General features: G+C 68.2%; 11 protein-coding genes. 6 read left to right on the top strand and 5 right to left on the bottom strand.

What is annotated here, in order from left to right; genetic code table 11:
• Nucleotides 1–62: 62 nt before the first annotated feature.
• Nucleotides 63–2,009: a cytochrome c/FTR1 family iron permease gene (locus LQ772_RS13710; protein ID WP_231321532.1), complete on the bottom strand. Its 1,947-nt coding sequence runs from the start codon at nucleotides 2,007–2,009 to the stop codon at nucleotides 63–65.
• A 165-nt stretch (nucleotides 2,010–2,174) separates the two neighbouring features.
• On the bottom strand, nucleotides 2,175–3,173 hold the full coding sequence (gap, locus tag LQ772_RS13705) for a type I glyceraldehyde-3-phosphate dehydrogenase (RefSeq protein ID WP_231321530.1): 999 nt from the start codon (nucleotides 3,171–3,173) through the stop codon (nucleotides 2,175–2,177).
• A 233-nt stretch (nucleotides 3,174–3,406) separates the two neighbouring features.
• Between gap and LQ772_RS13700 the strand changes: the two genes are divergently transcribed.
• The 5 genes from LQ772_RS13700 to LQ772_RS13680 all read left to right on the top strand — a co-directional run bounded on the left by LQ772_RS13700 (nucleotide 3,407) and on the right by LQ772_RS13680 (nucleotide 8,455).
• Nucleotides 3,407–4,267, top strand: a complete 861-nt coding sequence (locus LQ772_RS13700) for an MBL fold metallo-hydrolase (protein ID WP_231321528.1) — start codon at nucleotides 3,407–3,409, stop codon at nucleotides 4,265–4,267.
• A gap of 46 nt (nucleotides 4,268–4,313) precedes the next feature.
• Nucleotides 4,314–5,108 carry a S1/P1 nuclease gene (locus tag LQ772_RS13695; protein WP_231326050.1) on the top strand — a complete coding sequence of 265 codons (795 nt, stop codon included), beginning with the start codon at nucleotides 4,314–4,316 and terminating at the stop codon, nucleotides 5,106–5,108.
• Between the two features lie 137 nt (nucleotides 5,109–5,245).
• Nucleotides 5,246–6,718, top strand: coding sequence for a pyruvate kinase (pyk, locus tag LQ772_RS13690; protein ID WP_231321527.1), 1,473 nt, complete (start codon nucleotides 5,246–5,248; stop codon nucleotides 6,716–6,718).
• 173 nt (nucleotides 6,719–6,891) lie between these two features.
• Nucleotides 6,892–7,323 carry an energy transducer TonB gene (locus LQ772_RS13685; RefSeq protein WP_231321525.1) on the top strand — a complete coding sequence of 144 codons (432 nt, stop codon included), beginning with the start codon at nucleotides 6,892–6,894 and terminating at the stop codon, nucleotides 7,321–7,323.
• A gap of 127 nt (nucleotides 7,324–7,450) precedes the next feature.
• A complete protein-coding gene (locus LQ772_RS13680; protein WP_231321523.1) occupies nucleotides 7,451–8,455 on the top strand; it encodes a class I fructose-bisphosphate aldolase in 1,005 nt (334 codons plus the stop codon).
• Nucleotides 8,456–8,864: 409 nt separating this feature from the next.
• Here LQ772_RS13680 and LQ772_RS13675 read toward each other — a convergent pair whose 3' ends face one another.
• Nucleotides 8,865–9,458, bottom strand: a complete 594-nt coding sequence (locus LQ772_RS13675) for a porin family protein (protein WP_231321521.1) — start codon at nucleotides 9,456–9,458, stop codon at nucleotides 8,865–8,867.
• A 392-nt stretch (nucleotides 9,459–9,850) separates the two neighbouring features.
• Between LQ772_RS13675 and tkt the strand changes: the two genes are divergently transcribed.
• Entirely contained in the window at nucleotides 9,851–11,860 is a 2,010-nt protein-coding gene (gene tkt, locus LQ772_RS13670; protein WP_231321519.1) for a transketolase, read from the top strand.
• Nucleotides 11,861–12,031: 171 nt separating this feature from the next.
• On the opposite strand, the gene LQ772_RS13665 is transcribed toward tkt, so the two are convergent.
• Nucleotides 12,032–12,670, bottom strand: coding sequence for an HAD hydrolase-like protein (locus tag LQ772_RS13665; RefSeq protein ID WP_231321517.1), 639 nt, complete (start codon nucleotides 12,668–12,670; stop codon nucleotides 12,032–12,034).
• Nucleotides 12,670–13,848, bottom strand: coding sequence for a phosphoglycerate kinase (locus LQ772_RS13660; protein ID WP_231321515.1), 1,179 nt, complete (start codon nucleotides 13,846–13,848; stop codon nucleotides 12,670–12,672). Before LQ772_RS13660 ends, LQ772_RS13665 begins: the two co-directional genes overlap by 1 nt.
• Nucleotides 13,849–13,924: the final 76 nt, after the last annotated feature.

The raw sequence follows: 13,924 nt of genomic DNA, 5'->3' as shown, positions 1-13,924 counted from the left end.
TGCGCCTGACGCGACCGCCGTGTCTCCGGTCGCGCACAAGTGCGCCCCGGAAAGGGGCCGGGTCAGCCGGGAACGCGCCGCAGATTCACCGCATACCCGGCGGCCAGCACCAGCGCCACCACGGCCTGCGCGCTGATCGATTGCCAGGTCGGATAGATGCCGAGCAGTTCGATGCGCGGCAACGGCGCCACGTGCACGCCGATCCAGCCGGCTTCCTGCAGCGCCGCGATGCCCTTGCCGGTGAGCACCACCGCCAGCAGTGCGATCAGCGCGGAGCTGGCCGAGAAGAACTTGCCCAGCGGCAGCCGCCGACTGGTGCGCAGCAGCAGCCACGCGATCGCGACGAGCGTCAGCGCGCCAGTACCGATGCCGCCGAGCAGCCACATCCGTGGGCCTTCGTTCCACATCGCCACGTAGAACAGGATCGTCTCGAACACTTCGCGGTAGACCGAGAGAAAGGCCAGGCCGAACAGGAACCAGGCCGAGCGATCGAGGGTGGCGGCCATCTTGGCCTTGAGGTACGCCTGCCAGCGCCCGCCCACGCTCTTGCGGTGCATCCATAGCCCCACGCACAGCAGCACGGCGGCGGCGAACAGCGAGGACAGACCTTCGGTGAGTTCGCGTCCCGCGCCGCTGATCGCCACCGCGTAGCTCGCCACCGCCCAGGTGGCCAGGCCCGCCAGCAACGCCAGGCTCCAGCCGGCATGCACGTAGCGCAGCATCGCCGGGCGCTCGGCCTTGCGCAGGAAGGCGAGCAGGGCGACGACGACCAGCAGCGCCTCCAGCCCCTCGCGCACCAAGATGGTCCAGGCGCCGAGGAAGGCCGAGGCGGCGTCGGCCGAACCGCCGGCGAGGACGGCCTGGGCACGCTGCAGCAGCGCGTCGGCGGCCTGCTGGTTCGCCACGACGTCTGCCCCTCCGCTGGCCACCGCGGTGCGGTAGACGCCCATCGCCGTTTCCAGTTGCGAGCGCAGTGCCGCGTTTCGCGCGTCCAGTTGCGGCTCGACCGGTTCCACGCCATCGAGATACGCCGAGAGTGCCAGGCGCTCCGCTTCGTCATGATTTCCCTGTTGCCACGCGATGAGGCTGGCGGCCAGTTTCTCGCGCGCCAGCGCCAGGCCGGAACGGGACTTGGGCAACGCATGCGGATAGGCGCGCAGGTAACCGAGGATGGCCCGCGCCTGCTGCTCGCCCAGTGCAGGCGACAGGTCCGCCACGCGGGCGCGGGAAAGCTCTTCCAGGTTGCCCAGTCGCTGGTGTGCCAGGGCGTTGTCCTTCCACGCCCGCACACCTTCGCCCGCGCGGTGCGCGTAGGCCAGCGAACCGACGTAGTAGGCGAGCGACCAGCGATCGTCGACCGACAACTGTTCGGCATAGGCGGTCATCGCCGTGCCCTTGACGCCCTGGCTGATGGCCTCGTACAGCGACAACACGCTGCGCTGGTCGGCGCGCGTGCGGTCGGTGAAGTCGATCGGCGGTGGCTCGAGCGCCGCGGCCGCGGGGCCGTTGCCCTGGCCGGTGGCGCCGTGGCACGCGGCGCAGGTCTGCTGGTACATCGCCGCGCCGCGGGCGAGGTCGGGCAGGTGCGCGGGCGCCGTGGGCACCGGATAGGCAGCCAGCAGCGCGTCCGCCAACCCGTGGGCCTGGCGCGCCACGTCGGCCGTGGCGGCTTTGGCGTCGATCAGCTGCACCAGTTGCGCGGCCTGCGCCTGCAGCGCCGGCGAGCCCGGGCGCGGCGGCAGCTGCGCCAGGCGCTGGCGCACCGTGGCGGCGAATTCCCGCATCTCGGCATATTCGGAGGCGCTGACCACGTGGCCGTCGTGCACCGCGCCGGCGTAGTCGGTGGCCAGGTAGTCGAGCATCTGCCAGGTCTGGCTGACCTCTGGCGATGCCGGGACGGCGGCTGCGGCGGAGCCCGCCGACTGGGCCCGGGCGAGGGCGGGACACCCGCCCGCCAGCAGCGCGAAGGCCAGCATCGACGCGGCTGCCTTGTTGAGAATGCCTATCATTGCCTCAGTATAGGCCGGAACAGGACGCGCGACGCCAGGCGTGTCCGGATGCCGCAGACCGCGCCCTTCGGCGGCGGTTTCGCCGGGCGAAAAAAAACCGGGACCTTGCGCAGGTCCCGGCCTTCTCGTGGCGCGCCGGCTTCGAGGGAAGCCGGCCCGATGCGCTTACTTCGCCACCACCCGCACCATTTCCAGGCACTTGTTCGAATAGCCCCACTCGTTGTCGTACCAGCTGACCAGCTTGACGAAGGTCGGGTCGAGCGCGATGCCGGCGTCGGCGTCGAAGATCGAGGTGCGCGCGTCGCCGCGGAAGTCCGTGGCGACCACCTTCTCCTCGGTGTAACCCAGGATGCCCTTGAGCGCGCCTTCGGACTGCGCCTTCATCTCGGCGCAGATCTCCGCGTAGGTCGCCGGCTTCTCCAGCTCGACGGTGAGGTCGACCACCGAGACGTCGCTGGTCGGCACGCGGAAGGACATGCCGGTGAGCTTCTTGTTGAGCTCGGGGATCACCACGCCCACGGCCTTCGCCGCGCCGGTGGAGGAGGGGATGATGTTCTCCAGGATGCCCCGGCCGCCGCGCCAGTCCTTGTTGCTCGGACCGTCGACCGTCTTCTGCGTGGCGGTCGCCGCGTGCACGGTGGTCATCAGGCCGCGCTTGATGCCCCACTTGTCGTTGAGCACCTTGGCCAGCGGCGCCAGGCAGTTGGTGGTGCACGAGGCGTTGGAGATGATCGTCTCGCCGGCGTACTTCTCATGGTTCACGCCGTAGACGAACATCGGCGTGTCGTCCTTGGAGGGCGCCGACTGGATCACCTTCTTCGCGCCCGCGTCCAGATGCTTCTGGCAGGTTTCCTTGGTCAGGAACAGGCCGGTCGATTCGATCACCACCTCGGCGCCGACTTCGTCCCACTTCAGGTTCGACGGATCGCGCTCCTGGGTCAGGCGAATGCGCTTGCCATTGACGAGCAGGTGGGCGCCATCGACGGCCACCTCGCCCTTGAAGCGGCCATGCACGGAGTCATAGCGCAGCATGTAGGCCAGGTAGTCGGGCTCCAGCAGATCGTTGATGGCGACGATTTCGATGTCCGCGAAATTCTGCACGGCGGCGCGCAGCACGTTGCGGCCGATGCGGCCGAAGCCGTTGATCGCGACCTTGATGGCCATGGGCAAGCATCCTCTTGGGTTCGATGGAGCGGTGGAGCGGCGACGTTCGGGTCGCCTGAAACGCGCATTTTAGCGCCGATCGGGGTCACGGGGCCGTATACCGTCCGGTCCGCTGCGCCTTCGGCCTGCCTGCCTCGGCAGGTATCGGTCGTGGCGGTGGTGTCGCGGCTGCTTGCCCAAGGGCGGTCGCGTCATACTCCGGCCCGGGCGTCGAGTTCCCCAGGAGCGTAGCCATGCAGGCACAGATCACCCCCTTCTTCCACGCGCCCACCTCGACGTGGAGCTACCTGGTGCGCGACGCCGCCACGGGCGAGGCGGCCATCATCGATGCCGCGCTGGACTTCGACCCGGCCACCGGCGAACTCGGCCACGCCAGCGCGGCGGCGATCCTTCAGGCGGCCGAGCGCGACGGCGCCCAGGTGCGCTGGATCCTGGAGACCCATGCGCACGCCGACCACCTGTCGGCGGCAGCCTGGTTGCGCGCGTCCACCGGTGCACAGACCGCGATTGGCGCGGGCATCGAACAGGTGCAGGAAACCTTCCGCCAGCGGCTGGGCCTGGAAGACGAGCCGGAGCTGGATGGCCGCGCGTTCGACCGTCTGCTGCACGACGGCGACGCGTTGCCGCTGGGCGAACTCGTGATCCACGTCATCGCCACGCCGGGACACACGCCCGACAGCCTCAGCTATCTGATCGGCGATGCAGTGTTCGTCGGCGATACGCTGTTCTCGCCGGAGGCGGGATCCGCACGCTGCGACTTCCCCGGCGGCGATGCGAATGCGCTGTACCAGTCGGTATGGCGCATCTACGGCCTGCCCGTCACCCGCATGTTCCTGGCGCACGACTATCCCGCCGCCGGAAGCGCGCCGCGGGCAGAGGTGCCGATCGCCGAGCAGCGCGCCGGGAACAAGCACATCCGGGACGGCGTGACGGAGGAGGCGTTCGTGGCGATGCGGCGGCAGCGCGACGCCGGCCTGCCGCCGCCGCGCCTGCTGTGGCCGGCGCTGCAGGTAAACATCCGCGGTGGCCGGCTGCCGCCGCCCGAAGGCAATGGCCAGCATTACTTCAAGCTGCCGTTGCAAGTGCTCGACTGAGGCGCTGTGGCACACTGGCCGGCCTTTTGTGGTCGTTGTCTCGATGATGTTCCTGCGTCGTTCCGCCGTTCTCCTGCTCGCCTGTTTCCTGCTGGTCCCTGACGCCCATGCCTGGGGACCGAACGGTCATCGCATCGTCGCCGAGCTCGCCCAGCGCCACCTGAGTCCCGCCGCCGAAGCCCAGGTCGCGCGCCTGCTGGGCCCCGAGCACACGCGCCGGCTGGCCGACGTCGCCACCTGGGCCGACGACATCCAGGACGATCCATCGCAACAGGCGCTGTGGAAGGCCACGCGCAGCCTGCACTACATCAACTTCGGCGACCGCGACTGCGACTACCAGCCGCCGCGCGACTGCCGCGAGGGACGGTGCGTGGTCGAGGGCCTGGCGCACTACGTCGCCGTGCTCGGCGACCGGAGCCAGAGCGAGGATGCACGCCGCGAGGCCCTGAAGTTCGTGGTGCATTTCGTCGGTGACGTGCACCAGCCGCTGCACGCCGGCTATCGACCCGACAAGGGCGGCAACACCTACCAGGTGCAGTTCCGGGACCAGGGCAGCAACCTGCATCGCGTGTGGGACTCGGGGATGCTGCGCACCCGTGGATTGGACTGGCAGGCGTACGCGAAGCGGCTGGATGCGCTCGGGATGGTCGCGCTGCCGCCGGTGGCGGGCGCGCCGTTCGCGGCATGGGCGGAGGAATCCTGCCGGCTCACCCGCGACATCTATCCGGACGGCCATGCGGTTGGCGCCGCTTACGTCAGGACGCAGTTGCCGGTGGCCGAACGGCGACTGCGCCAGGCGGGGCGGCGGTTGGCCCAATTGCTCAACCGCACCCTGGGATGAGTTGCGTGAGGAACTCGAGGCGCCGCGCCCTTGCTCCTCCCCCTCCAGGAAGGCTGGGGCGGGGATGGGTCTCCCGTCACATTGCATACGATTGCACCCGGGCCGCGCCGTGACTGGCATCTGCTAGCCTCGACGGCATGAATGCCGAAAACCACCTGCGCCGCACCAAGATCGTCGCCACCCTGGGTCCCGCCACCGACGCGCCGGGCATGCTCGCGCGACTGATCGCCGAGGGCGTGGACGTGGTCCGCCTCAACCTTTCGCACGGCCAACCGCAGGACCATCGCGCCCGCGCCATGGCGGTGCGCGACGCGGCCCTGGCGGCCGGCCGCGAGGTCGGCATCCTCGCCGACCTGCAGGGCCCGAAGATCCGCATCGAGAAATTCGCCAACGGTCCGATCGAGCTGCATCCGGGCGATCCGTTCGTGCTCGACTGCTCGCCCGACGCGCCGCCCGGCGACGGCACCCGTGTCGGTGTCAGCTACCACCAGCTTCCGCAGGACGTGGCGGCCGGCGACGTGCTGCTGCTGGACGACGGGCTGGTCGCGTTGCGCGTGGATGCCGTCGAAGGCGCACAAGTGCGCTGCGAGGTGCTGATCGGCGGCAAGCTTTCCGATCGCAAGGGGCTCAACCGCCAGGGCGGCGGCTTGTCGGTGTCCGCGCTTTCGGACAAGGACCGGGCGGACATCCGCCTGGCGGCCGAAATCGGCGCCGACTTCCTCGCCGTCTCGTTCGTGCGTTCGGCGGCCGACATGGAGCAGGCGCGTCGCCTGCTGCGCGAGGCCGATGGCCTTGGCGCGCTGGTCGCGAAGATCGAGCGTGCCGACGCGATTCCGGTGCTGGGCGAGATCATCGACGCATCCGATGCGGTGATGGTGGCGCGCGGTGACCTGGGCGTGGAAATCGGCGACGCCGAGCTGCCCGGCCTGCAGAAGAAGATCATCCGCGAGGCGGTCGCCCGCAACCGCGCCGTGATCACCGCCACGCAGATGCTGCAGTCGATGGTGACCGCGCCGATTCCCACGCGCGCCGAAGTGCTCGACGTCGCCAACGCGGTGATCGACGGCACCGACGCGGTGATGCTCTCGCAGGAGACCGCCGCCGGCGCGCATCCGGACGTGGCGGTGGCCGCCATGCGACGCATCTGCCTGGGCGCCGAGCGCCAGTTCGAGCCCAAGGAAGACCTGACCTCCGCCGCGCATCGACTGGACCGCGCGGACCAGGCGATCGCCCTGGCCGCGATGGTGCTGGCCGGGCAGCTCGGCGTGCGCGCACTGATCGCGTTGACCGACTCGGGCGCCACCGCGCAGTGGCTCTCGCGCTATCGCAGCGCGGTACCGATCTTCGCGCTCTCGCCCAGCGCCGACGCCCGCCGCCGCATGCTGCTGCTGCGCGACGTGCAACCGGTGGCCTTTACCGAGGTGAGCCAGAGTTCGGCGGCCAACGCGCGCGAGGCGGTTCGCCAGCTGTTCGCGCAGGGCAAACTGGCCGAGGGTGACCGCGTGGTGCTCACCCAGGGCGACCGCGTCGGTGCCGGTGGCGGCACCAACACGCTCAAGTTGCTGCTGGTGGGTGCGGAGGGCATCGTCGAGAGCCTGCGCGACCTGTAAGCACGGCGCTCTGCGTTCGCTTCCCCCTCCTCTCCGAGGGAAAGGATCGAGGCGAAGGGCCCCAAACACCGCAGCATCAGTCCTTCCCACCCGAGGGGAGAGGGAGCAAAAGCGCCACAGGCTGTCTTTTCGCCACGGCGCTACACTGGCCAGCCCCACACCAGGAGGTTGCCATGAACCCGACCGTCCGTCGTCTCGCCTTCGCGACGCTGCTGGCCGCTGGTCTGCCGGTGGCGGCCCAGTCCCAGCAACGGGTTGATCCGCGGCACCTGTACGACCACTGGATCCTCCTGAACCAGAACGTCGCCGTCGACGTGCCCAACAGTGCCCGGAACGTCAACCAGCCGGGCTGCGCGGCGGTGAGCTACATGATCGGTTCCGACGGCCTGCCGCGCGATCTGAAGGTCGAGAAAGTCGTCCCCAAGGGCGATTTCGGCCAGATCGCGCTGAGCGCCGTGTCCAACTTCCGCTACGGCCCCTCGCTGTCCAACAAGAACCACGATCCGGTGGCTACGTACTACGTGGTGCCGTTCAACGCGCCCTCCGATCCGGCCGGCCAGGAGCAGGTGATGGCACCGTGCCGCCTGCCGGGCTACGAAAACTAGCCGTGCCGCGCCGTCACGACGGCGTTGACACCATGTCGTTATAATCGGCGGTTCTTTGACCTGCCGTCCCGCTTGGGGCGGCGCAAATCCATTGCGGTGACCCCGCCTCGTCTGCACGGAGTCGTTCATGAGCATCGAAGATCTTGAAAGCATCGCCCAGGCGATGGTCGCGCCCGGCAAGGGCATCATCGCGATCGACGAATCGACCAACACGATCAAGAAGCGCTTCGAGGCGGTCGGCATCGAGAACACCGAGGAAAACCGCCGCGCCTACCGCGAACTGCTGCTGACCACGCCGGGCCTGAACGAGCACATCTCCGGTGCGATCCTGTACGACGAAACGCTGCGCCAGAAGACCAAGGATGGCGTGCCGTTCACCGAGGTGATGAAGAAGAACGGCATCATCCCGGGCATCAAGGTCGACAAGGGTCCGGTGCCGCTGGCCGGCTTCCCGGGCGACGTGGTTACCGAGGGCCTCGATGGCCTGCGCGACCGCCTCGCCGAGTACGTCAAGCTGGGCGCGCAGTTCTGCAAGTGGCGCGCGGTGATCAACATCTCCGACGACAACCCCAGCTCCACCGCGATCGAAGCCAACTGCCACGCGCTGGCCCGTTACGCCGCGCTGTGCCAGGAAGCCGGGCTGGTGCCGATGGTCGAGCCGGAAGTGATCATGGACGGCGACCACTCGATCGAGGTCAGCTACGAAGTGCACGAAGCCGTGCTGCGCAGCCTGTTCAACGCGCTGTACGAGCAGAACGTGATGCTCGAGGGCACCATCCTGAAGGTCAGCATGGTCATCCCCGGCAAGGACTGCGACGAGCAGGCCGAAGTCGAGGAGGTGGCCGAGGCGACCGTGCGCGTGCTCAAGAGCACCGTGCCGGCCTCGCTGCCGGGCATCGTGTTCCTCTCCGGCGGCCAGACCGACGAGCAGTCGACCGCGCACCTCAACGCCATGAACCACATCGGCCCGCACCCGTGGCCGCTGTCGTTCTCCTACGGCCGCGCCATGCAGCAGGCGGCGCTGAAGCTGTGGGCCAAGGACATGAAGGCCAACTACGCCGAGGCGCAGAAGACCGTCGCCGCGCGTGCCAAGGAGAATGGCCTGGCCGCGCTGGGACAGTGGAACGGCTGAACTGCCAACGCACAGTTGTGAGAAAGGGCGCCTCAGGGCGCCCTTTTTTTGCCTTGCTCCTTCTCCCGTCCGGGGAGAGGGGCCGCGGCTCGCGGGAAGCTCCCGCATGGATGCCTTGCTTCTTGAGAATCCCTCCGTGACGTGACTCGCCTGCGGCGGCCTCCGATTGCTTGTCGGCGCCAGCCCGGTGAGGGGCAAGAGCTGGGCGCCTCCTCGCGTTGCCTGGCCGGTCTCTTGCTCCTAGAGGAGCTGCCGCCGCTTCACCGCGGACGCTCGGGAGCCGAGGCCGAAGACCGCGCGTGTCTGTGTGCTGCGGTGTACATGCCCTGTTTCCATGGAGAGGGCAAAAAAGAAGGGCGCCCGAGGGCGCCCTTCTTCTCCATGGAGGCGCATCCCTGCGCCCATGTGATCAGAACCGGTATTCGGCGCTGACGGACACCATGTTGGTGTCGAGGTTGACGTTGTTCTTCGACGCATCGTAGTGGTCGAAGTTGAGGCCCAGGCTGGCGTTGTTGCTGAAGTCGTAGCCCACGCCCGCGCCGGCGTACCAGCTGGTGTCGTCCAGGCTCTTGCGCACCGGGTTGACGTCATTGGAAAGGCCGTGGCCCTTCCAGCTGTACAGGCCCGTGCGTGCGCTGACGTACCAGTTCGGCGCCACGTTGAAATGGCCGTTCACGCCGGCGGTCCAGCCGTGCAGCTGCGAGCGGCCCTGCTCGACCACGTCATTGCTGTTGAAAATGTTCTTGACGTGGATGTTGCCCAGGTCGTTGTAGCCCACCTCGGCGCCCAGCGCCACGGACGGGGTGATCGCCCAGCGGTAGCCGCCGCCGATCGCATAACCGGTGTCGTGGTTGTCGTACGGGCCCTTGTCGATCGAGGTGCGGCCGACGTTGCCGTTGACGAACCAGCCGTCGTTGTGGGTCGGCGCGCTCTGCGCGAACGCGGCGGGGACGGCCAGCAGGCCGGCGGAAGCAAAGGCAAGGGCAATCAGCGTCTTTTTCATTGGGAGATTCTCCTGTTGTTGTGGCGATCGTGGGGAGTCGATCGCTTGCGTGCGCCCTGAAAAGGGGAAGAGCGACACGCGACTTCTTGGATGCGGCCGGTGCGCCAAAGATTCAATGCGCATGACGATGCCGGTAATTTGCGGTTAAGTTCCGCGACCAGGTCGTTTGGACGCCTGGACGTCCTTCCGCTTTTTCCGGAAGGCTCGCCGGTCGTCGCGCACGAATCATGCGCGATGACATTGGAACGGGCGCTACCTGAAGTTGCGCGGTATTGCTCCGGCGTCGGTTAAGCCCGAATTAATCGTCGCGGCAGGTACTTGCACGCGACGCGACAGCAACCCTCCCGATCGGCGACAATTGGCGCTTTGCCGCTTGCCCGGAGATTCGACCGATGACCACCCGCCGCGAACTTGCCAACGCCGTGCGCGCCCTCGCCATGGACGCCGTCGAGGCGGCCAAGTCCGGCCATCCGGGCATGCCGATGGGCATGGCCGACATCGCCGAAGTGCTGTGGAACGATTTCCTGAAGCACAACCCGGCCGATCCGAAGTGGCCCAACCGCGACCGCTTCGTGCTCTCCAACGGCCACGGCTCGATGCTGCAGTACGCGTTGCTGCATTTGGCCGGCTACGACCTGCCGATGGCGGAGCTCAAGCGCTTCCGCCAGCTGCATTCGAAGACCGCCGGCCACCCCGAGTACGGCCACACGCCCGGCGTGGAAACCACCACCGGCCCGCTCGGCCAGGGCCTGGCCAACGCGGTGGGTTTCGCGCTCGCCGAGAAGGTGCTGGCGGCGCATTTCAACCGCCCCGGTCACACGGTAGTGGACCACCACACCTACGTGTTCCTGGGCGACGGCTGTCTGATGGAAGGCATCTCGCACGAAGCCTGCTCGCTGGCCGGTACCTGGGGTTTGGGCAAGCTCGTGGCGATCTACGACGACAACGGCATCTCCATCGATGGCGAGGTGCACGGCTGGTTCACCGACGACACCGCCAAGCGCTTCGAGGCCTACGGCTGGAACGTGATCCGCGGCGTGGACGGCCATGACGCCGAGGCGATCAAGCGCGCGATCTCGCAGGCCACCGCGCAGAGCGAAAAGCCCACGCTGATCTGCGCCCGCACCATCATCGGCTTCGGCGCGCCGCACAAGCAGGGCAAGGAAGAGAGCCACGGCGCGCCGCTGGGCAAGGACGAAATCGCCGCCGCGCGCGAGCAGCTCGGCTGGAGCTACCCGCCGTTCGAAATTCCTTCCGAAATCTATGCCGGTTGGGACGCCAAGGCCGCCGGTGCCAAGCGTGAGCAGGAGTGGAACGCCACGCTGGATGCCTACGCCAAGGCGCACCCGGAGCTGGCCGCCGAATTCAAGCGCCGCCTCTCTGGCGAGCTGCCGGCCGACTGGAACGACAAGGCGCGGGCCTACATCGCGAAGATGCAGTCCGAAGGGCCCGAAGTGGCCTCGCGCAAGGCCTCGCAGATGGCGCTGGACGCCTTCGGTCCGCTGCTGCCGGAACTGATCGGCGGCTCGGCGGATCTCGCCGGCTCCAACCTCACCAAGTGGAAGGGCAGCAAGGACGCCGGCAACGGCAACAGCAGCGACGGCCAGGGCAACTATGTCTACTACGGCGTGCGCGAGTTCGGCATGACCGCGATCGCCAACGGCCTGGCGCTGCACGGCGGCTTCATTCCCTACGACGCCACCTTCCTGGTGTTCTCCGACTACGCGCGTAACGCCGTGCGCATGAGCGCGCTGATCCCGGCGCACGCGATCCACGTCTACACCCATGATTCGATCGGCCTGGGCGAGGACGGCCCGACGCACCAGCCGGTCGAGCACCTGGCCAGCCTGCGTTACATTCCGAACAACCAGGTGTGGCGCCCCTGTGACGCGGTCGAATCGGCCGTGTCGTGGAAGGCCGCCATCGAGCGCAAGGGCAATCCGGCCTGCCTGGTGTTCTCGCGCCAGAACCTCAAGCACCAGCAGCGCAGCGAGCAGCAGGTGGCCGACATCGCGCGCGGCGCGTACGTCCTATCCGATCCGGCCGACACGAAGTTCAAGGCGATCATCATCGCCACCGGCTCGGAAGTGGAACTCGCGATGGAAGCGGCCCGGACGCTGGCCCAGCAGGGCGTGCCGGTGCGCGTGGTCTCGATGCCCTGCACCGAGGTGTTCGACGAGCAGCCGCTGGAATACCGCGAGGGCATCCTGCCGTCGTGGTGCCGCGCGCGCGTGGCGGTGGAAGCGGCCACGGCCGACTACTGGCGCAAGTACGTGGGCCTGGATGGTGAAGTCATCGGCATGACCGGCTTCGGCGCCTCGGCCCCGGCGCCGCAGCTGTTCGAGCATTTCGGCTTCACCGTCACGAACGTGGTGGATGCGGTCAAGCGCGTGGTCGGCTGATCGACTTCGCTCTATCGGGTCTTCCCGGTTGAGTGGGAAGACCACAGGCGGGTGAGGGAGGTTTTGCCGCAACCGCGGCCCCTCACCCCAGCCCTCTCTCCGGCGGCGAGAGGCAGCCATTCTCGGCACGACGGCCCATCGGTTCCCCCCGGGCTTTCAGGGAGGAGTACGTCACGCGCCGAGCAGCACGCCCAGTTCTTCAGGCGATCTGGCGATCGCCGCGGCACCCGCCTGTTCCAGCTCCGCTCGGCTGCCGAAGCCCCACAACACGCCGATGCCGCGCACGCGGTTGGCAACGGCACCTTCGATGTCGAAGTGGCGGTCGCCGATCATCACCGTTTCCTCGGCGCGAACGCCGAAGTCCGCCATGGCGGCGGCGATCATGTCCGCCTTTTCGCTGTTGGCGCTCGACGGATCGGGTCCGTACAGCCGCAAAAAAGCCTGGCCGAACGGCAGCTGCGCCAGGATCGGTTCGGCATGCCGGTGCGGCTTGCCGGTAACGATGGCCAGCTGGTGGCCGGCGTCGAGCAGGCGGCCGATCAACGGCTCGATGCCCGGGTAGACGGCGTGCTCGCGCCAGCCGTGGGTGTCGAAGCGCTCGTGGTAGTGCTCCACCGCCGCCTCGACCCGTGCCGCGTCATGGCCCAGCAGCGGCGCGAAGCTGTGCCGCAGCGGAGGACCGATCCAGCGACGCAATTCCTCCGTGCTCGGGATGGCCACGCGCAGGCGCTCCAGCGCGTGTTTCACGCACGCGGTGATCCCGTGCTCGGAGTCGATCAGCGTGCCATCGAGGTCGAACAGGCAGAGCATCAGTGCTTCGCACGCGCCTTGAGCGCGGCCACGGCAGGGAGCTCCTTGCCTTCGAGGAATTCCAGGAACGCACCGCCGCCGGTGGAGATGTAGGAGACCTTGTCGGCGATGCCGTACTTGTCTACCGCGGCCAGCGTGTCGCCACCGCCGGCAATCGAGAACGCCTTGGAGTCGGCGATCGCGTGGGCCAGCGTTTCGGTGCCCTTGCCGAAGGCGTCGAACTCGAACACGCCGACCGGGCCGTTCCACACCACGGTGCCGGCGTTGGCGATCAGTTCGGCATAGCGACGCGCGGTCTCCGGTCCGATGTCCAGGATCATCTCGCCGTCCTTGACCGCATCGACCGGCTTGACCGTCGCCGCCGCATTGGCGGAGAACTCCGGCGCCACGACCACGTCGACCGGCAGGGGCACCTCGGCGCCGCGGCGCCTGGCATCGGCGATGACCTTCTTCGCCGCGTCGATCAGGTCCGGCTCGTAGAGCGAATTACCGACGCCGTAGCCGGCGGCGGCGATGAACGTATTGGCGATGCCGCCGCCGACGATCAGCTGGTCGACCTTGCCGATCAGGTTGTCCAGCAGGGTGAGCTTGGTCGACACCTTCGAACCGGCCACGATCGCCAGCAACGGCTGTGCCGGCTGTTCCAGCGCCTTGCCCAGTGCGTCCAGCTCGGCCGACAGCAGCGGGCCGGCGGCGACCTGCGGCGCGAAGCGGATCACGCCATGGGTGGAAGCCTGCGCGCGATGCGCCGTGCCGAAGGCGTCCATGACGAACACGTCGCACAGCGCCGCGTACTTCTTCGAGAGCGCCTCGTCGTCCTTGCCCTCGCCGACGTTCATGCGGCAGTTCTCCAGCACCACCACTTCGCCTTCGGCGACGTCGACCCCGCCGAGATAGTCGGCGACCAGGCGCACCGGCGTGCCGAGCTTGTCGCCCAGCCACTTCGCGACCGGAGCGAGCGAGGATTCGGCGTCGAACTGGCCCTCCTTCGGGCGGCCCAGGTGCGAGAGCACCATCACCTTCGCGCCGGCGTCGCGCGCGGCCTTGATCGTCGGCAGCGCCGCGTCCAGGCGCTGGGTCGAGGTGATGCGGCCGTCGTCGATCGGCACGTTCAGGTCTTCGCGGATCAGCACGCGCTTGCCGCGCAGCTCCAGATCGCTCATGCGGGTGATGGACACGGCGCCACTCCTCGGAAAGGGGATTGCAATTCAGCGGGATGCGCCTTGACCGGCGCGAACCGCCTATTGTCCGGCG

The sequence above is a fragment of the Frateuria edaphi genome (assembly GCF_021117405.1).
Lineage (GTDB): Bacteria > Pseudomonadota > Gammaproteobacteria > Xanthomonadales > Rhodanobacteraceae > Frateuria_A > Frateuria_A edaphi.
This window is presented reverse-complemented; position numbering and strand designations above follow the sequence as displayed.